The organism is Pseudomonas graminis (assembly GCF_001705435.1).
Lineage (GTDB): Bacteria > Pseudomonadota > Gammaproteobacteria > Pseudomonadales > Pseudomonadaceae > Aquipseudomonas > Aquipseudomonas graminis_B.
The window spans coordinates 485,602-507,763 of the sequence record NZ_MDEN01000069.1 but is presented as its reverse complement, the minus strand read 5'-3'; the positions used below and the strand labels follow the sequence as shown (position 1 = coordinate 507,763).

Sequence of the window (22,162 nt, the reverse complement as noted above, 5' to 3'; positions counted from 1 at the left end):
GCGTGGGCTTTTGCAGGCTGCAAAAGCCCTGACTCGCCGCTACATGGAGCCGCGAGGTAGGTCTTGTTCTTTATACGGGCTGGCTTCGGTCGGATCAGACCCCGCGCAGGGACAGCAACTGCTCGACCACGGGATGAAGGTCGAGTCCGTTGACGGTGTGGATCTGTTCGATCAGCGGTGCGGGCCAGGCGGCCATGCCCTCGCAGGCACCGAGCATCGCCCCGAGAATGGCGGCGATGGTGTCGGTGTCGCCGCCCAGGCTGGCGGCCATGCACAGCGCATCGAATGCCGATACCTGCCCGCGAGCCACTTGATGGGCGAGGGCGAAGGCCGCAACCACCGATTCCTGGGAGGCGACGGACGTGCCGATCACGTCATAAATCAATTCGGGCAGTTGTTCATTGCTGCATTCGACGCACAGTTGTTTGGCCCACCGGATTCGGGCGGCAATGCGGCCCCCGGCGATCCAGTACCCGTAGCCCTCGGCCTCATGGGCGATGCGCGCGCCGACGTCGAGGGCTTCGCCCAGAGTGGCACCGCTGATACCTGCCGAGACAACCGCCGCGACCGCTGCTGCGCTGGAGATCCCGAGATTGGTGTTGTGGGTGACCTGGCAGGCCTGTTTGACCGCCTCGACGAAACGCGCCTCTTCGCGCACATCGAAGGCAATGCCCACCGGCGTGATGCGCATGGCGGCGCCGTTGGTGGTGCCGAAACGCCCCGATTCTTCGGGGCTGTGACCGGCCAGAATCATCTCGATGGCGCGCTTGGTCGAGGGGCCGAGCAGGTCTTGCGAACCCTTGGCCTGCATCACCGCTTCCCAGTCGATCAGGCTCTGCGCCAGATCCGACGGCTCGATGCGCCCTTCTCCAGCGACCAGCAGTTCAGCGACCAAAACGGCTTGTTCGGTGTCATCGGTGATCGATCCGGCAGGCATGTTCGGCGCAATAGGCTGATCGGCACCGGCAGCCTGCAACGTAGTGATGCGGTCGAATCGCTGCCTGATCTGCTCGCGACTCAAGGACTGCGTCGGCATGCCCAACGCATCGCCCAGCGCCAGTCCGTAGAAAGCGCCGAGGCCTCGGTCGCGCGTGTCGATCAGTGCAGTCATGTGGGTGATCCAAAAGCCAGATGCAGACGAAAATGCACGGGGTCCAGAAGGCTTTCCACGTGCTCCATGAAACGTTCGCGGCGATCAAAAGTAGTGCGAGTCGCCTTGAGGAACACCGAACCCGGCTGGCGCAACATCAGCGCCGCGTCGTCGTTGCTCAGGGGCTCGGCACCGATCCACTGATCGCCGCGATCACCGACATACCCGTGGGCAGCCAGGGTGACCGTCAGCGAATCATCGATCAGCCCGTCGCGGGGCAGATTTTCCAGGCCATCGCACGCCGGGATCAACACACGCTCCAGGGAAACCACGCTGCCATCCCCCGCCGTGCGCCGACGATCCAGCGCGATGAACTCGGCCGTGCCGAACCGTCCTGCCAGATCAGGCCGCTGCACCGCCACCAGACGCAGAATCTCGGTGCTGACCCTGGCCCCCGTGTCGGCCAGGGCCTGGGCCCAACCGGCGTGCTGATCCAGCGAGATGCCGTCGTAAGTGACGATCGAACCGACGCCGGTTTGCGTGGCGATGTAGTTGCGCCGCTTGAGTTCGGACAGCGCCTCGCGCAGCGTGCCGCGGCTGACGTTGAATTCCTGTGCGAGCAGATTCTCGCCCGGCAACAACTCGCCCGACCCCATCTGTCCGGTCTCGATGCGTCGGGCCAGCTCATCCACCACACGTTTTTTCTTGTCGAATCGAACCTGTCTAATCATGTACAAATTGATATCCGAAAGTGGCTGGGAGGAGCAAGTGTTTTTTGAAATGCAATGACGGAGGCGTAACAGCAGGTGACGGCTGCACGCGCAGAAGGATAATCGGCCGTCCGGGGTCGAAGAGCCCGGATCAGCCGCCTGTGCGCTGCGCGTCAGGCCTCATCTCACCTTTCAATCAGCCCGATTCACTACGCTCGATTCTTCGCCCACGATCTGACGAATGGCGCTGACGAACACGTCGACGGGTTGCCCACCGGAAACGGCGTACTGGTCGTTGAAGACGATCGTCGGCACCGAACTTACGCCCCGCGATACCCACAGTTGCTCGAGTTCTCGAACGTCGCTGGCGTACTGATCGCTGGCCAGCAAGGCCTCGGCGCGCACCCGGTCCAGCCCCACTTTCTGCGCAACATCCGCCAGCACCTGGTGGCTGGATACGTTGGCATGCTGGCTGAAATACGCCGTGAACAGCGCTTCTTTCAGCGCGTGCTGCTTGCCTTCCAGCTCAGCCCAGTGCAGCAGTCGATGGGCGTCGAAGGTGTTGAAAATGCGCCGCTCGCCCTGCTTGAAGACGAACCCGAGTTCTGCACCGCGCTCACGGATATTCTCGGCGTTGGCCTGGAATTGTTCCCGCGTCGAGCCGTACTTTTCGGCGATGTGCTCGAAGATGTCCTGGCCTTCAGGCGGCATTTGCGGGTTGAGTTCGAAGGGCTGGAAGTGAATGTCGGCTTGAACTTCATCGCCCAGATGCTCAAGCGCCTGGTCCAGCGCGCGCAGGCCGACGATGCACCAGGGGCAGGACACATCGGAGATGAAATCGATTTTCAGCGGAGTGCTCATGGCAGCCTCGTGCAAGAGAGGAAAAGCACCACGATACGCCGATCACGGTGGCGCTCAAACCCTACACCGGCACGCCCGCCCTCAATGGGCGGGTCAACCCCGCCGTCTTATTAGAGCTGCGCGACGTGGGATGCGTCTTCACGATGCTCGCGCAAATACGGCAACACGGCCGCCAGCAGCGGGGCCTTGAAGGCTTCCTGAAAGCGGTGGGCCAGGCCGGGAATGAGCTTCAGTTGACTGCCCTGTATGTGTGCCGCCACGTGAATTCCGTGCATGACCGGCAGCAGCGGGTCGGCGGTGCCGTGAACGACCAGCGTCGGCACGCGCAGACGATTCAACAATTCCACTCGGCTGGGTTCGGACAGGATCGCCAGAATCTGGCGCTTCACGCCTTCAGGATTAAACGCCCGGTCGTAGGAAACCGCCGCCTGATGCAACAGCATCTGCCGATCATCCTTGACCTCCGGGCTGCCCAGCGCCGCCAGAAGATCGGCCTGTTGCTCAAGGGCAGTCTGCCGGTCAGGCGCGCCGCGACGGGCCAATAGTTGCAACAGCGCCGGGCTGGGCATCGGCAGCCCGGGCGCGCCGGAGCTGGTCATGATCAGCGTCAGGCTCTCCACGCGCTTGGGCGCCATGTCCGCCAGATGCTGCGCAATCATGCCGCCCATGCTCGCCCCCAGCACATGGAATTGCTGAACGTGCAGCGCGTCCATCAGGCCGAGCGCGTCCTGAGCCATGTCGGTCAGCGAATACGGCGCCGACACCGGCAGGCCGATTTTGTAGCGCAGCACTTCGTAGGTAAGGTTGGGACTCGGCGGCGCCTGGACCCAGGTCGACAATCCTACGTCCCGGTTGTCGTAGCGAATCACGCGAAAGCCCTGCTGGCATAAGGCAACGACCACTTCGTCCGGCCAGTGGATCAGTTGACCGCCAAGCCCCATGACCAACAGCAGCGCCGGATCGGAATCACGCCCGATGCTTTGATACGCCAGGTGCACGTCATCGAGCTCGACCACCTGCGTGGGAACGTCAACATCGCATCGAGAGGCCGCAAAAGACGACAGGCTGCACAAGAGCGCAGCCAGAAAAAGTAAAACCCGCATGGAAAAACACCGACACACAGAACCCCAGTAGGCCGCGAGTCTGATGAAGTTTGCTCAAGCGCGCTGCCACAGTTGCGTGACAGTTTGATGAAGAGGGCTGAGCGGTAGCAAAACGGTCATCTCACCCTGTTTTCACGCGGCCGCTGTTGCCGGCGAGCTGATCGAATCTGCCACCCACAGGTTGTCGGCGAAGCGCAGTTGAGCCTCTTTTACCACCTCAAGGGCGGCTTCACCGTCGGCGCCAGCGGGGTCAAGTTCGCCTGCCACACCCAGCGACAGCACCTTGTAGATGGGCAGGCGGTCCAGCACCAGAGGCATTTGCTCCGGGGCACTGAGCACATCGACATGCAGGCCTTGCACTGGCAAAGACACCGCAAGGCCAAGGTTGCTGCCCAGCCCCAGACTGCCGCAGGAGACCGCGAGCAGCTTTTTAAGCGGCGAGTATTGCAAGGCGTGGTACGCGCGCTCGAAGGCGTTCTTCCAGTCCTGGGGCAGGTCGAGGGTCAGAATTGGCTCGTCGATCTGTACCCACTCGACGCCCTTGCCCGCCAGCCGGCCGAGGATCTCACCGTAGACCGGCAGCAGACGGTCGAGCAGGTCGAGCTTATCGAAGCCCTCCCCTTCCGCTTGTCCCAGCCAGAGGTACGTCAAGGGACCGATGATCTCCGGCCGGAGGGTGTGGCCCTCGGCGCGGGCCTGGTCGACCTCGTCGAACAGCGGCGCCCAGCTCAGGTTGAAGCGCTGGTCATGGGTAAACGTTGGCACCGAATCCACATCAATGCCGTCACCCAGGGTTTCGAGGATGTGCTTGAAGCCCCTGGCCACGCCGATGTGAGGAAAATTAGAGTTGTTGACCTGGCCCATGCTGACTGCTTCCTTCAAAAGATGGCGCCATTGTCGACACTTACCCTGACATGAGACAAACTCATTAAATTCGTGTTGATCACAAAATTTACTCATGGAGCGCCGTCGGTGCTGGAAATTCGCCACCTGAAAACCCTGCATGCGTTACGCGAAGCAGACAGCCTCGTTGACGCCGCTGACCGCCTGCATCTGACGCAGTCGGCGCTGTCGCACCAGTTCAAGGAGCTGGAAGAACGCATGGGCATGCCGCTGTTCGTGCGCAAGACCAAACCGGTGCGCTTCACCAGCGCGGGCCTGCGACTGCTGCAACTGGCCGACTCGGTACTGCCGCAACTGCGCCATGCCGAACGGGATATCTCGCGACTCGCCGGCGGTGTCGCAGGGCGTCTGCACATGGCCATCGAATGCCACAGTTGCTTTCAGTGGCTGATGCCGACAATCGACCAGTTCCGCGATGCATGGCCGGAGGTGGAGCTTGATCTGGCGTCGGGCTTCGCTTTCGCGCCCCTCCCCGCCCTGGCCCGTGGCGATCTGGATCTGGTGGTGACGTCGGACCCTCTGGAACTGGCAGGTATTACCTATGTGCCGTTGTTTACCTACGAGGCCATGCTCGCGGTCGCCAATCAGCATCCGCTGGCGGCCAGGCCTTATGTGGTGCCGGAAGATCTGATCAATGAAACCCTGATCACCTACCCCGTCGAGCGCGACCGCCTGGACATCTTCACGCGTTTCCTTGAGCCGGCCGACATCGAACCGGCGCAGGTGCGCACGTCCGAGCTTACGGTGATGATGATGCAACTGGTCGCCAGCGGCCGCGGCGTGTGCGGGATGCCCCACTGGGCGCTGCATGAATACAGCTCACGCGGGTATGTGAAGGGCAAGCGGCTGGGGGAAAAAGGATTGTTCGCCACGCTGTACGCGGCGATTCGCGCAGACATGCTGGACGCGCCCTACATGCGTGACTTCCTGCTGACGGCGAAGGACACGTCGTTTTCGACACTGGACGGGGTGAGCGCGGTTCGTTAACCCGCCGCACCGCACCCCCCATCAAAATCAGGCGATTGGCAGGCCTCGGTACAGCGGCAATATCGAATCCCGGGTCAGCGGCGCCAGGTGCAACTGCTCAATATTCTCGCCGTCGACCCAGATCGCTTCCTCGATCTCGGCTGCGGGATTGACCGGCTCGTCCACGTGAACGCCGTACAGCTGGCAATTCACTTCGAAGCCCGGTTCATTCGCCGCCACCGCCGAAAACTCGCCCAGGAATCGCGCGTGTTCAGGCGCGATGACCAGCCCCAGTTCTTCGTTCAGCTCACGGGCCAGCGCATCGAGCGCCGACTCGCCGGCGTCGATCTTGCCGCCCGGCTGCATGAACGCTTCAGTCCCGCGCTTGCGCACCAGCAGCGTCTTGCCATCGGCACGGGTCAGCAGCGCGGCGGCAATACGGAGCGTCTTCACCGTCACAGCACCACCTCGGTTTTCAGCGCGCGGGTTTCTTCGGCACGTTCCAGCGCCAGGGTGATCAACCGATCGATCAGCTCGGCGTAGCTCAATCCGCTGGCCTGCCAGAGTTTCGGGTACATGCTGATGGAGGTGAAGCCGGGGAGCGTGTTGACCTCGTTGATGATGATTTCCCGTGCCTCGGTGACAAAGAAATCCACCCGCGCCAAACCGGCGCAGCCCAGCACGCGATAGGCCTGCAGCGCCACTTCACGCACGGCCTCGCTCATCTCTTCGGCCATCTGCGCGGGGATGGCGATGCGCGCCTGACCGTCGTTCAGGTACTTGGTGTCGTAGGCGTAAAACTCGTCATTGGCCACGACCTCACCGCACACACTGACCTTCGGCTCGTGGTTGCCCAGCACGGCGCATTCCACTTCGCGACCGACGATACCCTGCTCGATCAGCACCTTGTTGTCGTACTCGAAGGCCAGCTTCAGCGCGGCGGCATAGCCGGCTTCGTCGGTGACTTTGCTCACGCCAACCGACGATCCCTGGCACGCCGGCTTGACGAAAAGCGGCAGGCCCAGCTGGGCGGAGACGCTGACGAAATCCACCGTCTCGCCACGCTGAAGGACCACGAACGGCGCCACCGATATACCCGCATCGCGCAGAAGCCGTTTGGTCACGTCCTTGTCCATGCAAGCCGCGGAGCTCAGCACATCCGGGCCCACGAACGGAATGTCCAGCAGCCGCAGCATGCCTTGCAGGCAGCCGTCTTCCCCGAAACTGCCATGGATCAGCGGGAACACCACGTCGATGCGCGGCACCTCTGCGCCGGTCTGCACTTCCACGAATTGCGGCCCGCTGGCGCCCGGCATCAGCGAAAGCAGACGCCCGGAGTCACTGAGCTTGATGTGCGCAGGGTCAGTGGGGTTCTGCAGGTAATCCTGCTCGTCGAGGCGCAGCCATTGGCCCTGCTTGTCGACGCCAATGAGGGTGATGGAGAAGTTGTTGCGATCAATCGCGTTGATCACGTTGCGCGCCGACTGCAACGACACTTCATGCTCGGAGGATTGCCCACCGAAAACGATGGCGACTGACTTTTTCAAAGGGGGATGCTCCTGAATTTCAGGTCGCAGAGCTAAAAGCAATTTGGCCCGATAGTCCAGTGCCAAGGTGGCTTGCGAGACGGAATACAGGAAAAACGGGGCAAAAAAATCCCGCGCCCGGGTGATCGACTGGCGATGCCCGGAGCGCGGGAGGTGCTGCTGTCATTCCTCTTTCCTGGCGCCGGAACCGAAGGTCGCGAAGCGCTTGTTGAAGCCCGCGATACGGCCTTCGGTGGTGGTCTTGCGCTGTTGACCGGTGTACATGGGATGCGACGCGCTGGACACGTCGAGGGCAACATAAGGGTAGGTGGTGCCATCGGTGTGCGTGTGTGTGCGATCGGTATCAACCGTGGAGCCGATCAGGAAAAACACATCGGCAGCAGTGTCGTGGAAGAGCACTTTACGGTAGTCGGGATGGATGTCGGGCTTCATCGTTTTTCTCCAGAATGTAAACAATCATGTAATACGTTATACAGTATCAATTCGATAAAGTTCAACCGCTAACGATTTTGTAACGGTTACAACTTTCGCCTTTTCCGCCGCTTCCCCTGCCGCTAACGTTCGCGCCTCTGACGACCTCAGCCCGGTCCTCGACGGGAACGGAATGAACAAAAACACCAGGAGGGAGTGCCATGCACTTGATCGATCGATACGAAATGAGTGTCCCGGGACACATGAAGCTGATTGACGCCCGCAGCGCGTTGAATCATCTGCAGCGTCTGGTCCAGGCAACTGGCGGTAAGCCTGAATCCGAGCAACTCGTCAGCCTGATCGAAACGATCGTGGAGGCTTTTCACGAAGCCGCTGACGACGTCATGCCGGTCAACGACCACGACGTGTTCATGCGCCAGGCGTGTGAATGGAACTACATCGCGCTGTCTCCCAAAGAGCGCGAAGTGCTCCACGAGATCCGCTGCTGCAACGACGAGGGCAAAGAAGACATTTATCGAATGGTCAGCGAGACGCTGGACCGCAAGCCGATGCTGATGCCGGAAGCTCAGTAATTCACGGTTGGGTTGGAAATCTGCGCGAAAAAAGGGGCGCCTGTGAGTTCCCCTGGTGCGTTGCTCGTCGTTAAAAATGCCGGTTCCAGGCCAACCTGACGGTGTCGCAGGGATGAGATCAAATGAAAGCGTTGAGCCGCCGTCCACCAGTCGATTTCGGACTGCTCTACGGCTTGCGAGCCGAGACGGCAGGCTCACCTGAGCGCGCCATCGCATTTTCGTTTATTTCGAATAACATCCTCAGTTCTAGACAACGTTGTCAGGGTGGTCCCGGTGCATGCCGAACTGACGACTCAGGAAGCCGCTGATCTCCTCAACGTCTCTAGACCTCATTTCGTCAAGCTGCTTGGGGAAGGCGCTCTTCCTCACTTTAAAACCGGTCGCTACCGCAGAGTGTTGTTCTCTGACCTGATGGCGTTCAAGAACAAACGCGACGAAGCCAGCCGAAAACCGATGGATGATTTGTCCCGGCTTTCAGAAGAGCTATAGAGCGAGACATCCTGCAACATCCACCCTTTGCTTTTACCCCGCAAACCCGCCACCCTGCGCGCCGCCGATCAGACCCTGCTGACGGCAAGGAACCATGGCCCCATTGGCCCCTCTTCTTTAAACACCTTTGCAAGGCCCACCGTCATGACGAACGGACGCGACCATCGCATCGACTTCTTTCGGGGTCTGGCGCTGATTTTCATTTTTTGGGATCACGTGCCAGCCAACCCTTTCGCGCAACTGACACTGCGCAATTTTGGCTTCAGCGACGCCGCCGAGGTGTTCGTGTTTCTCGCCGGCTATGCCGCCGTACTCGCTTACGGGCGCGTGGCGCAGCGTGACGGTTATGTCGTGGCGTGCCTGCGTATCCTGCGGCGCACATGGGTGCTGTACGTCGCGCACATCTTCTTGCTGACGCTGCTGATGGGCATCGTTTTCGTCGCCAACAATCACGTCGAAACCCGGGACATGGTGCGGGAGATGGGCCTGGAGTATTTCGTCGGCAACCCGCAGCAGGCGCTGGCCGATGAGCTGTTGCTGCGCTTTAAACCCAACCTCACCGACCCGCTGCCGCTGTACATCCTGCTGATGGGCACGTTGCCGTTGATCCTGCCTGTCATGCTGCGCAACGCAGCGCTGGCGATCGGCCTGTCGATTGCGCTGTACATGATGGTGCCGCTGCTGGGCTGGAACCTGCGCGCCTACGAAGGCGGCGGTTACTGGTATTTCAATCCCGTCGCCTGGCAGTTGATCTTCGTGCTCGGCGGCGCCTTTGCCTTGCACACCCAACGCGAGCTGAACGCAAAGCCCCCTGCTCGCCCGCTTTGGCGACAGCCGCTGTTTCTCATAGCGGCGGCTTACCTGCTGCTGGCCGGCGTCATCACCGTGCTGTGGAAATTTCCCGACGTGCATGACGCGCTCCTGCCTACCGCGCTCACCGAATTGATCTACCCAATCAGCAAAACCGACCTGTCGCCGGTGCGCCTGCTGCATTTCCTTGCGCTGGTGTATGTCGTCGCGAAGACGCTGCCGACGTCGATGACCTGGCTCGACAACTGGCCTGTCCAGCAGACCTGCCGGATGGGCCGCTATTCGCTGGAGATCTTCTGCCTGGGCGTCCTCCTCGCCCCGCTGGCCGACATGGCGAACGCGCTGGCTGACGATGCCTGGCAAATGCGCGTGATCACCGCGTTGTTGGGGCTGGGATTGATGCTGCTGTTGTCGAACTGGCTGGAGTTGAACAAGCGATTGGGCAGTCCGAAAGCGGTGCAGGTGGTGAAGGTTTGAGAACAGCGTCTCACTGAGGGGGCTCTTCGGAAATTTCCTACTGGTTTATCAGGCAAAGCTTTTTCGCGAATTGCCGTTACGCGAAGGAGTGGACAAATCAGCGGAGGAAAAAATGGAACTACATCACCTGATGCAGCACGTGGCTTTAGCACCAGCGAGGATCTCAGTACAGCTAAAGCAGGGCGACGAATCCCCCGGCAGCCTAGACGTGTCTCAAGGCCCAGTTGCCGTGGAAGATGAACAACCGTGGCTTACCGAGCCGAATATGAAGAACATAACGAGCATGGCCGACTATCTTTCCTTGAAAAGGATTGATGCGGCCATATCGCTTGAACTGGCAAATCTGGCTTATACGTCATTCAAAAACGAGCTCTATAACCTACGACCGGAACTGGCTTCCAAAAACTTCAGCTTTGGCTTTGATAGCAGTGGGAATATCCAGATACTCGACCCTCAGGAAAGTCTCTCCACAGAGGAGCGGATCTGGCTGACCGAGCAGCTAAAGCACCGAGGCATTGAGGATCATTTGGTCGACCATTCCAGCGCAATGTTAGCGTTAGCCAAATATGACAAAACCGGCTTCAATGCCCGCTACAAGCTTGAGGCGGCTGATATCGCCCGGATTGTTGACTACGGAAAAATCCTCGAGAGCGACGACATGGAGCAAACGTGGAAAAAACAAATCTCTGAGAGGGCGGAAAAACGGACACCGTTTATCTCAGTGCATATCTGAAGCAGCGATAAGCTTGGCTGGAGAATGACCAGCCAAGCTCATTCATTCAGGCGGGCCCAGGAACACTTTTAATTAGCCGTTGATTGCAGATATGGCCGAATAGCCTAAGATCTTTATTGGCCTCTACCTCTCCCTTAGCACCCAGTAAAAAGTTGGAAAATACATAGCCGCCCACATAGTAATAACTTCTCCACGTGTTAGTACCGTGATTGTAGCTTACGTAATCCCTGGCCTCGTGGCCTCCGGCACAGCGCTCGAAGTTAACGACTTTGGTGACGACACCGTGCTCGTCACTGATCACCTTCTCTACGACCGGCCGAATGCGGGATTCCTTAAGACTGAGCACAAATCGCCCGACAGCCCCTTTCAGCGGCGCCCCGACAGAGTCAGTGAATCTTCCTTTCAAGATTCCTTGGGTGTAGCCCTGTGTCCATAACCAAGACGGTTCGGTATAACCTGAAGGAATCCTGTTAACACCGATTTCGTCGCTAAATTCGAAATTTTTTAAAACGGGGTAAGAGCCGATCGCCAAATGATAAGGCTGTCCAGATAAAGGGACATCCGCTCTGTGGATAACCCTGATAAGCACCTCAGTCCCAGGCATCAAACTAGAGAACTTATCTTCAGAATCAGGTTTTTTAAGCCAGTTAGCACCATCGAAGTATTCCAGCTCCCAAAACGGTGCACCTGACAATCCCGGTGTGTTAGACACCAGTACATCTTGGCCCCGGACGGAAGTAAAACTGTAGTAGTGAACGGCGGTCTTGCTTTTAAGCACAGCGTCTAACACGTGAGTTTGATCAGACAACACAGTAAGAATCATCTCACCATCATCATGTACCTCAGAAACACTTTCCTGTAAACCTTTGGCATAGGGTTGAGCGGGGGAGATTGATTGAGCGCTGGCAGGCGCGGCGAGAGTACAGACACACGCTACAAAAAATCCTCTTAACATGTCACTCAAAATTATTTTTCTGCTCATAGTTTCATCCTCTTTAAATTGATTTGCCACCGCATTCAGAGGTGACAAAAGGACGTAACTATCTCAATCAACTCCGGTCAACTGACGAGGCTGAAAACAAGAGATTTCCTACAAATCAGTCAGTCCCCATAACGGCCCCCAGGGAAGGAATAATCAGGCACGAGGCGCGAGGGGTCTAAGCGAGATCCCTCGCGCCTATCACGAAGTTCCAGCGGTTGGATGACGAACGTGCCTCCTAAAGAACCCGACCGAGCGCCGGTCACAAACTCTTCACCCGCGCCCACCAGCGTCTACGCTTGTAACAAGTGCGATGTGCAGGTTTGACCGGGCTTACGATATGGGCGCTTTTTGGCATTCCGATACGAAGAAGGCTGCGGTCAAGGCTGACAGTCAGGGAAACGGATCAGTGCCAGCCCATGCTCGCCCACGGCGTTACGTGTGGCGGTTTTTGCTGGTGGCGGTGCTGATGGCAGCAGTGATCCTGGGATTTGTGGTCTCGACCGAGGTGCGCAGCTCCCGTTTGCAGGCGCAGGAGTTCAGTCATCTGGCCCAAGGCCTGAGCTACACCGTCGCAGCCGGTCCCAGCGACGCGATTGTGTATCCCGGTGACGGGCCTTTCGACAAGCGTCTGGGCTATTCCGCCCTCGGCGAATTCCTGCCCCGCTTGCTCAAGCGTGACTACCTGATCAGCGCCCAGGCGCGTTTCTCCCCTGATCTTATGTCCTACGCCGAGCGCGGTTTCTTCGTCCCGTATCAGGAGAAGATTCAATCCGGCCTGACCATTTCTGACTGTCGCGCCGCGCCGCTGTATCAGTACACCTATCCGCAGCAGCTGTACCCGACCTTTGCCGCGATCCCACCGGTGCTGGTCAACAGCCTGTTGTTCATCGAGAACCGCGACTTGCTGGATGATCAGCGCCCGCTGGCCAATCCGGCGGTGGATTGGCCAAGGTTCTTCAAGGCGGCGCTCTCTCAGGTGGCGAAAATGGTGGGGTTGCCGGGGCAGTCGGCCGGTGGCAGCACGTTGGCGACACAGTTGGAGAAGTACCGGCACTCGCCGGACGGCCTGACGCTGTCGGGCAGCGAGAAGATTCGTCAGATGGTGTCCGCCAGCGTTCGCGCTTATCAGCCGGGGCGGCAGACCCTTGAGGCGCGGCAGCGGGTGGTGCGGGACTATCTCAACAGCGTGCCGCTGTCGGCGGTCCCGGGTCATGGTGAAGTCCACGGCATGGCCGAAGGGTTGCGGGTCTGGTACGGCGCGGACTTCGACCGCACCAACCAGTTGCTGGCGTCGACGGCAAAAGACGATAAAACCCTGACGGCGCAGGGCTTGGCGCTGCGCGAAGTCCTGTCGTTGGTGATCGCGCAGCGCAGGCCCTCGCACTTTCTGGCGAAGGGGCGCAAGGAGCTCGCGGATCTGACTGACAGCCATCTGCGCGTGCTCGCGCAGAACCATGTCATCGATCAACCGCTGGCCGACGCCGCTCTGGCAGCCAGCGTGTCCTATCGCGACTGGGTGCAGCAGCCGACCGTGCAACCGATTGAGAGCAACAAAGGCATCACCGTCGCCCGCACGCGGCTGTCGAGCATGCTCAACCGTTCGCTCTACGACCTTGACCGCCTGGACCTCTCGGCCACCAGCACGCTGCAAAACGACCTGCAGGTCAGCGTCGGCCAGTACCTGCGCGACCTCGCCGAGCCCGAATTTGCCGGTCAGATGGGGCTGATCGGTGAGCATCTGCTGACGCCGGCCAGCACCCAGGCGGTGCGTTACAGCTTTACCCTGTTCGAGCGCGACCCTGATGGCTCGCGGGTGCGGGTGCAGACGGACAGCACGGATCAGCCGTTCGACATCAACGAGGGCAGCAAGCTGGAGCTGGGGTCGACGGCCAAGATGCGCGTGCTGACGACGTACTTGCAGATCATCGCCGAGCTGCACGACAAGTACGTCGATCTGCCCGCCAGCGCCCTGAGAAAAATCCCGGTCGAAGAGTCCGACCGCCTTAGCCGCTGGGCGGTGGACTACCTGATTCAGAACAACGATCGAGACCTCGCGAAGATGCTCGCTGCAGCCCTCGATCGTCAGTATTCGGCCAGCCCCGGCGAAAGTTTTTTCACCGGCGGCGGCCTGCATCATTTCAATAATTTTCGCCGGGAGGACAACGCGCGCAACCCCACCCTTCGCGAGGCGTTGCGCGAGTCGATCAACTTGCCGTTCATTCGCCTGATGCGCGATCTGGTGCGTTACACCACCTACCAAGGGCCCAACAACAGCGCGGTGTTGCTCAAGGACGACAGCGATCCGAGGCGCCAGGAATACCTGGCCGATTTCGCCGACCGCGAGGGCAAGTCGTTCCTGCTGCGCTTCTGGAAGCGTTACAAAAACAAATCCACCCAAGACCGACTCGACACCTTCCTCGACGGGGTACATCCTGCCGCGAGCCGACTTGCCGCCGTGCACCGTTACCTGCTGCCTGACGCTTCGCAAAGCGCGTTCAATGCGTTCGTGCGGGCGCACATGGCCGGGGAAAAGGGTAAAACGGCGCTCACCGAGAAGCGCCTGGACGACCTCTATTTCGCCTACGGCCCCGGCAAGTTTGATCTGCCGGATCAAGGCTACGTTGCCCGCGTTCATCCGCTGGATCTGTGGCTGGTGGGGTATCTGCTCCAGAACCCGGACGCCACGTTCAAGGATGCCGTCGCGGCCAGCCGTTTCGAGCGGCAGGAGGTCTACAGCTGGCTGTTCAAGAGCCAGCACAAGAGCGCGCGCGACAGCCGCATTCGCACCATGCTGGAGATCGAAGCGTTTCTCGACATCCACCAGCGCTGGCAGCGGCTGGGGTATCCGTTCGATCATCTGGTGCCGTCGCTGGCCACCGCCATTGGCAGTTCCGGTGATCGACCCGCCGCGCTTGCGGAACTCATCGGCATCATCCAGAACGATGGCATCCGCCTGCCGGTGTTGCGCATCGACAGCCTGCACTTTGCCGCGCAGACACCGTACGAAACGCAACTGATCAACAACCCCGAGCTGGGCAAACGGGTGCTGCCCTCGGAAGTCGCCGCAGCCATGCGCGAGGCGCTGTCCCAGGTGGTCGATGCCGGCACGGCAAGGCGCGTGTCCGGCAGTTTCAAAACCCGTGACGGCAGCGTGCTGGCCATGGGCGGCAAGACCGGCACGGGCGACAACCGTATCGAAAGCATTGGCGCAGGGGGTCGAATCCTGGCGTCCAAGGCCATCAACCGCACCGCGACGTTCGTGTTTTTCATCGGCGACAACCACTACGGCACGCTGACGGCCTACGTCCCGGGACGCGCCGCCGAGAGCTTCAAATTCACCTCCGCCCTTCCGGTGCAAGTCCTCAAAGGCATGGCGCCGATTCTCAATCCCTACCTGGAGCCGGGCACTTTCACCCAGTGCAAAGCGCCCGTCCCTACGCAGGTGGCCACGCTTCTGTAACCGGTATCCATCGATCCCATGCCTCTGAAACGGGACGACAACCGTTCGTCTTAACCCATCTTGCGGAAACAATAAGATATATCTTAAGGTATATCTAACTTGTACCAAGAGATGAAAAAAATGAAAGACCACTCACACGATCACCCCCACCACCACCGCCCACACTTCGGCGAACACGGCGACGGCCGCGATGGTTTCGAGAAACGTCCCGGCCGTGAACGCGGTGGCCGTGGGCCTCGGGTATTTGCCCCAGGCGACCTGAAATTGATGCTGCTGGCGCTGATCGCCGATCAGCCGTGCCATGGCTATGACTTGATTCGCCAGATCGAAGCGCTGTTCGACGGCGCCTACAGCCCGAGCCCCGGCGTGATTTATCCGACGCTGACCTTTCTGGAAGAAAGCGAGTTGATCCAGGGCGATGCCGACGGCGGCAAAAAACGCTATCGCATCACCGAGGCCGGCCAGCAGTTCCTGACCGAACAGGCCGTCGCGCTGGATGGCGTGAAAATGCGCATCGAAGTCAGCAAGCGCTCGTTGCGTGGGCATGATCGTCCGCCGGAAATCCACGAGGCCGTGCATAACCTGCGTCATGCGCTGCAGATGCACCACGGCCGCTGGAACCCTGAGGAGATCCTGCGGGTTCGCGACCTGCTGAACGACACCGCGAAAGCCATCGTCGACGGCCAACAACCCGCTGCGGAGAAATCTGAATGAATGCACCCCAGGGAATTCACCGCGTCAGCCACGAGATCAAACGTCGCACGCTGCAGGTGCTGAGGGTGACCGACATCACCCCGCGCATGCGCCGCATCACCTTGCACGGGCCGGAGCTTGAAGGGTTCATCAGTCTGGGCACGGACGACCACGTCAAACTGTTGTTCGCCACTACGCCCGAAGAGCAGGCGGCGCTGGACAGTGATGCACCGCTGCAAAACGCTGAAGGCCCGCGCCCGGCGATGCGCGATTACACCCCGCGTCGCTACGACCCGCAGTCCGGCGAGCTGGACATTGATTTCGTGCTGCATGGGGACGGTCCGGCAGCGACTTGGGCGGCCCAGGCCGAAGCCGGGCAAACGCTGAATATCGCCGGGCCCCGGGGCTCGATGATCGTGCCGGACATGTTCGACAGCTACCTGCTGATCGGCGACGAGACCGCCCTCCCCGCCATCGGTCGTCGGCTGGAGGCATTGCCGGCCGGTCGGCGTGCGCTGGTGGTCGTTGAAATTGATAACGCAGCGGAGCGCCAGGCGCTGACCAGCGATGCGCAGATCGAGGTGATTTGGGTGGTGCGTGGTCAGCAAGATCTGCTTGAAGTCACGCGCAAACTGACCCGCCCGCAGGGCAGCTTGTATGCCTGGGTAGCGACCGAATCGTCCCTGTCGCGCAAGGTACGGCGAGTGCTGCTGGATGAGTTCACGCTGGACGAGGCGGCTGTCAAGGCAGCAGGTTACTGGCGCGCAGACGGTTCGGACGAGGAGTGAGGCGGTTGAGGTCGCCGAAGATGATTGAATGCTGCCGGCGCGCCAGATTCGGGGCGCCCCGGCACTATTGAGGTTTAGGACTGCCCTCGGCGGCCCAAAACCTTGTCTGTCCCGAAAATGACTGCCCCGATTCCCGCAAAACCCGCCAGCACGCCCAACGCGTTGGTCAGGGCTTTAGCGACGCCCAGCGTGCCAATGTCGAGAAACGGATAGAGATAGTCACCGAAGGCATTTCCGCGCAACAGCAAATAACCGAAGTAGACGACGGGATACAGCATCCACATCAGCACATGCCTGGGTTTCAGCAGGCCCTTGGGCACGAAGAACAACCAGTAGCCGAGGAACAGCAGCGGCATGACGTCGTGCAGTAATTCATCGGCGATCCACTGCCAGCCCTGGGGCGTCCACAGATGGCGCAGCAGCAGGTTGTAAGCGAGGCTCACCAGAATAATGCTGGTGGTGATGCCGGCGCAGACAGCGGGAGAACGGAAGAATCGGTACCCCGCCGAATGCCGGTCAATGACCGCGCAGCTGAGCGCCACCGCCACCAGCGTGTTGGTCACCACGGTGAAGAAACTGCAGAAGCGCACCAGGCCGCCGAGCAGGCTGGCGTGGTCGATCCATCGCCCCCAGAGAATCAGATAGAGCTGCACCGCAAGCCCGAACCAGCCAAGCATGGCGGCCGTGCTGATGAAGCGGCGCCGGCCTAGCGACAGGTGCAACGGGGGGCTGTGCATTTCGGTCAGATCCTTGGCAATCGGCGAGTCAGTTCAAGGACGCTTGCTGCGCGCCAGCTTGATGTACAACCCTTCGACCTTCTCCCGCGCCCAGGGCGTCTTGCGCAGAAACGTCAGGCTGGACTTGATGCTCGGATCGCTCTTGAAGCAGCGAATCTCAATGCGCTCGGCCAGACCCGACCATTCGTAATGCTCGACCAGCGCAATGAGTATCTGCTCCAGCGTCACGCCGTGCAGCGGGTTGTTGTTGGGTGTGGTCATGACGGGCCTATGGACGCTGGTGGGACAAGACAGTTTCGCGAGCTGCGCACCTTAGCGGACCCACCGCTGGGTGTGAAGGGTTGGGTGATAGTGGGACCGGCGTTAGCCGGGAAAGCGCCAGCCGCCACGCCGTAAATCTGCGGCGTTCAATCCGGCCTTTTCCCGGCTAAAGCCGGTCCCACAATTTGATCGCATTCATTCAGCCGCAAAGGAACAGCCGCTGCACCGCTGAATCCTGCCACCTGATCACGCCTGCTCAACGCTCATCTATGCGCCACCTGCAACGGTCGCGGCATACCGCCCTTACCCGCCGTCGAAGAGACGGCCTACCTAAACAAAGGACAGCGCTACCCGGGGCTCCCACCACTGTTACACCGACCGCAATGATCCATGTCGCAATTTTGACTTTTTAAAAAAACGTTAGCGTCCTATCATCGCCGCCCTAAACGCTGAAACGGCTAACTCGTCATTGATTAAGACCTTGCAATGCGCCTCCCAAGCATTGCGAGCGGCGTCGCCCTTTGCTCTCGAATAACTCAAAAAGATCTCACGCCCTATGCCCCGTCATCTGAAACGCCCGACCTGCAAATCGTCCCGAGCCCTTCGTCATGCCAGCGCCCTGAGCCTTGCCGCATTGGAGTTTGCAAGCTGTGCCCATGCTGCACCGGCGTTCGACAGCGCGTCGCCGTGGATGCTGGGTGACTGGGGCGGCAAGCGCAGTGAGCTTTCCGAACAGGGCTACGACTTCAAGCTCGACTCAGTCGTCGAAGTGGGCTCCAACCTGCACGGCGGTTACAACCATGACAAGGCGACCCGTTACAGCGACCAGTTCGCCCTCGGTGCGCACATGGATTTGCAGAAGATCCTCGGCTGGCACGACGCTGAATTTCAACTGACCCTCACCAACCGTAACGGCGACAACATCAGCAACGACCGCGTGGGCGATCCGCGCACCGGCACCATTTCGTCGTCCCAGGAAGTCTGGGGCCGCGGCAACGTCACACGCCTGACCGACCTCTGGTACCAGCAGAAATTTCTCGACCAGACCCTCAGCGTCAAGGTCGGCCGATTCAATGAAGGCGAAGATTTCAACACCTTCCCGTGCGACTTCCAGAACTTGGCACTGTGCGGCTCCCAGGTCGGCAACTGGGACGGCGGGATCTGGTACAACTGGCCGGTCAGCCAGTGGGCAATGCGCGTCAAATATCAGCTGAGCCCTGAACTGTTCGTGCAGGTCGGTGCGTTCGAGCAGAACCCCTCCAACCTGGAAAACGATAACGCCTTCAAACTCAGCGGCAGCGGTACCCAGGGCGCCGTGTTGCCGGTCGAGGTGGTCTGGTCGCCGAAGGTCAACGGCCTGCCGGGCGAATACCGCGCCGGTTACTACTACAGCACCGCCGACAGCAGCGACGTTTCCAAGGACAGCAACGGTCGATACGCCGCCCGGAGTGGCGATGACTACGCCTCGTCGTCCAGCAAACACGGCATGTGGCTGACCCTGCGCCAGCAAGTCACCAGCGAGTCCAGCGACAACGACCGCGGCTTGAGCCTGTTCGCCAACGGCACGCTGCACGACAAGAAAACCAACATGATCGACAACTTCGTTGCCCTCGGTGCGACGTACAAAGGCCCGTTCGATGCGCGCCCCGAGGATGACATCGGCGTCGGCATCAGCCGCATCCACGTCAACCCGGCGTACCGCAAGAACAGCAACCTGCGCAATCAGGCCGAAGGCGTTGCGGACTACAACGACCCGGCGTTTCTGCCCGTGCAGGACACCGAATACAACGCCGAAATCTACTACGGCGTGCACGTCGCCAACTGGCTGACCGTGCGCCCGAACCTGCAATTCATCCGCCGTCCGGGCGGTGTGAATCAGGTTGATGACGCGCTGGTCGCGGGGTTGAAAATCCAGTCCTCGTTCTGATCAGCCCAGCTCGCCCGTCTGCACCCAGGCATCGGCATTGAAGGCATGGCTAAACGGCCGCGCCTTCACGCCAACACGCGTTAACCACCACATCGTTACGGAGTACAACACTTATGAGCACTGAGGGTGCTTTCGGTAAGGGTCGCCTGCTTCCGAGCTTGCTCGGGCTGGTCATTCTGATAATGGGCCTGGCCTTGCTGGTCGGCGGCATCAAACTGTTGACGCTGGGCGGGTCGCTTTACTACCTGCTGGCCGGCATCGGCTTCGCCATCACCGGCGTCCTGCTGATGATGGGTCGCGGCGCGGCATTCGGCCTGTACGCACTGGTGCTGTTCGCCAGTACCGTATGGGCGCTGTGGGAAGTGGGTCTGGATTGGTGGCAGCTGGTGCCGCGTCTGGCACTCTGGTTTGCCCTGGGCATCGTGATGCTGCTGCCATGGTTCCGTCGTCCGGTCCTGCGTGGCCAGGTCGGTGATACGGGTACCCGCGCATTGGGCGCCGCTGTGATCGTGGCAGGCATCGCCGCGCTGGCCAGCCAATTCACTAACCCCGGTGAAATCAAAGGCCAGCTGGACCGCGAAACCGCCGGCACCACCAGCGCCGCGCCGGCCATGCCTGACGGCGACTGGCAGTCCTACGGCCGCACGGCCTTCGGCGATCGCTACTCGCCGCTGTCGCAGATCACCCCGGACAACGTCAGCAAGCTGGTCCCGGCGTGGACCTATCGCACGGGCGACATTCCGGGTCCGAACGACCCGGGTGAGACCACGGCCGAAAACACCCCGCTGAAAGTCAACGGCATGCTCTACGTCTGCACGCCGCACAGCCAGGTCATCGCACTGGACCCGGACACCGGCAAGGAAATCTGGCGCTTCGATCCGAAGATCAGCAGCGGCAAGGCGGCCAACTTCAAGGGTTGGGCGCACATGACCTGCCGTGGCGTGTCGTATCACGATGACGCCGCCTACGCTGCCACCGCGCCGACCGACGCTGCCGCACCTGCGCAAAGCCCTGCTGCTCCAGCGGTTGCCGGCGCAGCCAATGCCTGCCCGCGTCGCATCTTCCTGCCAACCGCCGACACCCGTCTGATCGCCCTGAACGCCGACACCGGCAAGATGTGTGAAGACTTCGGCACCAACGGTTCGATCGACCTGAGCGCGAACATCGGCACTTACGCACCGGGCGGTTACTATTCGACGTCGCCACCGGCAGTGACCAAAGACCTCGTGGTCATTGGCGGTCACGTCACCGATAACGTTTCCACCGACGAGCCGTCAGGCGTGATCCGTGCGTTCGACGTGCACACCGGCCGTCTGGTCTGGAACTGGGACAGCGGCAATCCGGACGACACCACGCCGCTTGCCGAGGGCAAGACCTACACCCGCAACTCGCCCAACATGTGGTCGATGTTCAGCGTCGACGAAAAGCTGGGCATGCTCTACCTGCCGATGGGCAACCAGATGCCTGATCAGTGGGGCGGCGACCGCACCGAGGCCTCGGAGAAATTCAGCGCCGGTCTGGTCGCGCTGGATATCGCCACCGGTCACGTGAAATGGAGCTTCCAGTTCACCCACCACGACCTGTGGGACATGGACGTCGGCGGTCAGCCAACGCTCATGGACATGAAAACCGCTGACGGCGTGAAGCCTGCTGTTCTGGCCTCGACCAAGCAGGGCAGCATCTATGTGCTGGACCGCAGCAACGGTCAGCCCATCGTGCCGATCAACGAAATCCCTGTACCCCAAGGCGCTGTCGCCGGCGATCACACCTCGCCTACGCAGCCGAAGTCCGACCTGAACTTCATGCCGCCGCCGCTGAAAGAGCGCGACATGTGGGGCGTGACGCCGTTTGATCAGATGCTGTGCCGCATCGACTTCAAATCCCTGCGTTATGAAGGTCCGTTCACTCCGCCGTCGCTGCAAGGCACGTTGGTGTACCCGGGTAACTTCGGCGTGTTCGACTGGGGCGGCATTTCGGTCGATCCGGTGCGTCAGATTGCTTTCGTGAACCCGAGCTACATGGCGTTCCGTTCCAAACTGGTGCCGGCGGCTGAAGTCGCAGGCGGCCCGGGTCGCAAGAGCGAAACCGAAGGCGTGCAGCCGAACAAGGGCGCGCCTTACGGTGTGATCCTCGAAGCAATGCTGTCGCCAATGGGCCTGCCGTGCCAGGCGCCAGCGTGGGGTTATGTGGCGGCGGTCGATCTGACCAACCACCAGACCATCTGGAAGCACAAGAACGGCACCGTGCGTGACAGCGCGCCGGTTCCGATCCCGCTGACCATGGGCGTTCCAAGCCTGGGCGGCACGTTCATCACTGCCAGTGGTGTGTCGTTCCTCAGTGCCACGCTGGACCAGTACCTGCGCGCCTACGACGTTCGTAACGGCAAGCAGTTGTGGGAAGGCCGCCTGCCAGCAGGCGCCCAGACCACGCCGATGACTTACACCGGCAAGGACGGCAAGCAATACGTGCTGGTCGTTGCAGGCGGTCACGGTTCGCTGGGCACCAAACAGGGCGATTACGTCATCGCCTACAAACTGCCGGATTGATCCGCTTCGCTGATTAGCGTCGTGCAGTAAAAGAAAAGGCGGTCCCGAAAGGTGACCGCCTTTTTTATGCGCGCC

Annotated in this window: 19 protein-coding genes and 2 pseudogenes; 10 read left to right on the top strand and 11 right to left on the bottom strand. The window is 60.6% G+C overall.

Features of this window, described 5'->3' with window-relative positions; genetic code table 11:
• Nucleotides 1-94: 94 nt before the first annotated feature.
• The 5 genes and pseudogenes from BBI10_RS24445 to BBI10_RS24425 all read right to left on the bottom strand — a co-directional run.
• A complete protein-coding gene (locus tag BBI10_RS24445; RefSeq protein ID WP_065992522.1) occupies nt 95-1,111 on the bottom strand; it encodes an ADP-ribosylglycohydrolase family protein in 1,017 nt (338 codons plus the stop codon).
• On the bottom strand, nt 1,108-1,821 hold the full coding sequence (locus BBI10_RS24440; RefSeq protein WP_065992520.1) for a GntR family transcriptional regulator: 714 nt from the start codon (nt 1,819-1,821) through the stop codon (nt 1,108-1,110). Before BBI10_RS24440 ends, BBI10_RS24445 begins: the two co-directional genes overlap by 4 nt.
• A gap of 171 nt (nt 1,822-1,992) precedes the next feature.
• On the bottom strand, nt 1,993-2,661 hold the full coding sequence (locus tag BBI10_RS24435; protein ID WP_065992518.1) for a DsbA family oxidoreductase: 669 nt from the start codon (nt 2,659-2,661) through the stop codon (nt 1,993-1,995).
• A 110-nt stretch (nt 2,662-2,771) separates the two neighbouring features.
• Nucleotides 2,772-3,764 carry an alpha/beta fold hydrolase gene (locus tag BBI10_RS24430; protein WP_065992516.1) on the bottom strand — a complete coding sequence of 331 codons (993 nt, stop codon included), beginning with the start codon at nt 3,762-3,764 and terminating at the stop codon, nt 2,772-2,774.
• Between the two features lie 156 nt (nt 3,765-3,920).
• Nucleotides 3,921-4,529: pseudogene (locus tag BBI10_RS24425) on the bottom strand (5-methyltetrahydropteroyltriglutamate--homocysteine S-methyltransferase); the annotation flags it as partial.
• Nucleotides 4,530-4,736: 207 nt separating this feature from the next.
• On the opposite strand from BBI10_RS24425, the gene metR reads away from it, so the two are divergent.
• Entirely contained in the window at nt 4,737-5,654 is a 918-nt protein-coding gene (metR, locus tag BBI10_RS24420) for a transcriptional regulator MetR (RefSeq protein WP_065992512.1), read from the top strand.
• Between the two features lie 27 nt (nt 5,655-5,681).
• Here the strand turns inward: metR and BBI10_RS24415 are convergent, their stop codons facing one another.
• The 3 genes from BBI10_RS24415 to BBI10_RS24405 all read right to left on the bottom strand — a co-directional run bounded on the left by BBI10_RS24415 (nt 5,682) and on the right by BBI10_RS24405 (nt 7,612).
• Nucleotides 5,682-6,086: an NUDIX hydrolase gene (locus BBI10_RS24415; RefSeq protein ID WP_065993203.1), complete on the bottom strand. Its 405-nt coding sequence runs from the start codon at nt 6,084-6,086 to the stop codon at nt 5,682-5,684.
• Nucleotides 6,087-6,088: 2 nt separating this feature from the next.
• Complete coding sequence (gene ddlA, locus BBI10_RS24410; protein WP_065992510.1) at nt 6,089-7,180, bottom strand: D-alanine--D-alanine ligase; 1,092 nt, start codon at nt 7,178-7,180, stop codon at nt 6,089-6,091.
• Nucleotides 7,181-7,342: 162 nt separating this feature from the next.
• Entirely contained in the window at nt 7,343-7,612 is a 270-nt protein-coding gene (locus BBI10_RS24405; protein WP_065992508.1) for a type B 50S ribosomal protein L31, read from the bottom strand.
• A 200-nt stretch (nt 7,613-7,812) separates the two neighbouring features.
• Here BBI10_RS24405 and BBI10_RS24400 point away from each other — a divergent pair, with 200 nt between their 5' ends.
• The 4 genes and pseudogenes from BBI10_RS24400 to BBI10_RS24390 all read left to right on the top strand — a co-directional run bounded on the left by BBI10_RS24400 (nt 7,813) and on the right by BBI10_RS24390 (nt 10,693).
• The gene (locus BBI10_RS24400) at nt 7,813-8,184 is read left to right on the top strand and encodes a hypothetical protein (protein ID WP_065992506.1); all 372 of its coding nucleotides are present in this window, start codon (nt 7,813-7,815) and stop codon (nt 8,182-8,184) included.
• Nucleotides 8,185-8,415: 231 nt separating this feature from the next.
• A pseudogene (locus tag BBI10_RS26910) lies at nt 8,416-8,673 on the top strand (excisionase family DNA-binding protein); the annotation flags it as partial.
• Between the two features lie 144 nt (nt 8,674-8,817).
• Complete coding sequence (locus tag BBI10_RS24395) at nt 8,818-9,960, top strand: OpgC domain-containing protein (RefSeq protein WP_065992504.1); 1,143 nt, start codon at nt 8,818-8,820, stop codon at nt 9,958-9,960.
• A gap of 112 nt (nt 9,961-10,072) precedes the next feature.
• Nucleotides 10,073-10,693, top strand: a complete 621-nt coding sequence (locus BBI10_RS24390; protein ID WP_065992502.1) for a hypothetical protein — start codon at nt 10,073-10,075, stop codon at nt 10,691-10,693.
• A gap of 46 nt (nt 10,694-10,739) precedes the next feature.
• On the opposite strand, the gene BBI10_RS24385 is transcribed toward BBI10_RS24390, so the two are convergent.
• Nucleotides 10,740-11,675: a hypothetical protein gene (locus BBI10_RS24385; RefSeq protein ID WP_141695262.1), complete on the bottom strand. Its 936-nt coding sequence runs from the start codon at nt 11,673-11,675 to the stop codon at nt 10,740-10,742.
• Nucleotides 11,676-12,012: 337 nt separating this feature from the next.
• Here BBI10_RS24385 and BBI10_RS24380 point away from each other — a divergent pair, with 337 nt between their 5' ends.
• The 3 genes from BBI10_RS24380 (at nt 12,013) to BBI10_RS24370 (ending at nt 16,616) form a co-directional block, all read left to right on the top strand.
• Nucleotides 12,013-15,135, top strand: a complete 3,123-nt coding sequence (locus BBI10_RS24380) for a transglycosylase domain-containing protein (RefSeq protein WP_065992500.1) — start codon at nt 12,013-12,015, stop codon at nt 15,133-15,135.
• A 120-nt stretch (nt 15,136-15,255) separates the two neighbouring features.
• Nucleotides 15,256-15,849: a PadR family transcriptional regulator gene (locus BBI10_RS24375; protein WP_065992498.1), complete on the top strand. Its 594-nt coding sequence runs from the start codon at nt 15,256-15,258 to the stop codon at nt 15,847-15,849.
• Complete coding sequence (locus tag BBI10_RS24370; protein WP_065992496.1) at nt 15,846-16,616, top strand: siderophore-interacting protein; 771 nt, start codon at nt 15,846-15,848, stop codon at nt 16,614-16,616. Before BBI10_RS24375 ends, BBI10_RS24370 begins: the two co-directional genes overlap by 4 nt.
• A gap of 74 nt (nt 16,617-16,690) precedes the next feature.
• Here the strand turns inward: BBI10_RS24370 and BBI10_RS24365 are convergent, their stop codons facing one another.
• Nucleotides 16,691-17,353 (bottom strand): Pr6Pr family membrane protein, encoded by a 663-nt coding sequence (locus tag BBI10_RS24365; protein ID WP_065992491.1) that lies wholly within the window; start codon nt 17,351-17,353, stop codon nt 16,691-16,693.
• A 33-nt stretch (nt 17,354-17,386) separates the two neighbouring features.
• On the bottom strand, nt 17,387-17,614 hold the full coding sequence (locus tag BBI10_RS24360) for a VF530 family DNA-binding protein (protein ID WP_065992489.1): 228 nt from the start codon (nt 17,612-17,614) through the stop codon (nt 17,387-17,389).
• Between the two features lie 556 nt (nt 17,615-18,170).
• Here BBI10_RS24360 and BBI10_RS24355 point away from each other — a divergent pair.
• A complete protein-coding gene (locus BBI10_RS24355) occupies nt 18,171-19,541 on the top strand; it encodes a carbohydrate porin (protein WP_083233255.1) in 1,371 nt (456 codons plus the stop codon).
• A gap of 113 nt (nt 19,542-19,654) precedes the next feature.
• Nucleotides 19,655-22,087: a glucose/quinate/shikimate family membrane-bound PQQ-dependent dehydrogenase gene (locus BBI10_RS24350; RefSeq protein ID WP_065992486.1), complete on the top strand. Its 2,433-nt coding sequence runs from the start codon at nt 19,655-19,657 to the stop codon at nt 22,085-22,087.
• The last annotated feature ends 75 nt before the right edge of the window (nt 22,088-22,162 follow it).

Bases quoted from the DNA above. Each gene is read 5' to 3' on its own strand.
- BBI10_RS24445 (WP_065992522.1), bottom strand. From the start codon at position 1,111: ATGACTGCACTGATCGACACGCGCGACCGAGGCCTCGGCGCTTTCTAC.
- BBI10_RS24440 (WP_065992520.1), bottom strand. From the start codon at position 1,821: ATGATTAGACAGGTTCGATTCGACAAGAAAAAACGTGTGGTGGATGAG.
- BBI10_RS24435 (WP_065992518.1), bottom strand. From the start codon at position 2,661: ATGAGCACTCCGCTGAAAATCGATTTCATCTCCGATGTGTCCTGCCCC.
- BBI10_RS24430 (WP_065992516.1), bottom strand. From the start codon at position 3,764: ATGCGGGTTTTACTTTTTCTGGCTGCGCTCTTGTGCAGCCTGTCGTCT.
- BBI10_RS24405 (WP_065992508.1), bottom strand. From the start codon at position 7,612: ATGAAGCCCGACATCCATCCCGACTACCGTAAAGTGCTCTTCCACGAC.
- BBI10_RS24400 (WP_065992506.1), top strand. From the start codon at position 7,813: ATGCACTTGATCGATCGATACGAAATGAGTGTCCCGGGACACATGAAG.
- BBI10_RS24395 (WP_065992504.1), top strand. From the start codon at position 8,818: ATGACGAACGGACGCGACCATCGCATCGACTTCTTTCGGGGTCTGGCG.
- BBI10_RS24390 (WP_065992502.1), top strand. From the start codon at position 10,073: ATGGAACTACATCACCTGATGCAGCACGTGGCTTTAGCACCAGCGAGG.
- BBI10_RS24385 (WP_141695262.1), bottom strand. From the start codon at position 11,675: ATGAGCAGAAAAATAATTTTGAGTGACATGTTAAGAGGATTTTTTGTA.
- BBI10_RS24380 (WP_065992500.1), top strand. From the start codon at position 12,013: ATGGGCGCTTTTTGGCATTCCGATACGAAGAAGGCTGCGGTCAAGGCT.
- BBI10_RS24375 (WP_065992498.1), top strand. From the start codon at position 15,256: ATGAAAGACCACTCACACGATCACCCCCACCACCACCGCCCACACTTC.
- BBI10_RS24370 (WP_065992496.1), top strand. From the start codon at position 15,846: ATGAATGCACCCCAGGGAATTCACCGCGTCAGCCACGAGATCAAACGT.
- BBI10_RS24365 (WP_065992491.1), bottom strand. From the start codon at position 17,353: ATGCACAGCCCCCCGTTGCACCTGTCGCTAGGCCGGCGCCGCTTCATC.
- BBI10_RS24360 (WP_065992489.1), bottom strand. From the start codon at position 17,614: ATGACCACACCCAACAACAACCCGCTGCACGGCGTGACGCTGGAGCAG.
- BBI10_RS24355 (WP_083233255.1), top strand. From the start codon at position 18,171: ATGCCCCGTCATCTGAAACGCCCGACCTGCAAATCGTCCCGAGCCCTT.
- BBI10_RS24350 (WP_065992486.1), top strand. From the start codon at position 19,655: ATGAGCACTGAGGGTGCTTTCGGTAAGGGTCGCCTGCTTCCGAGCTTG.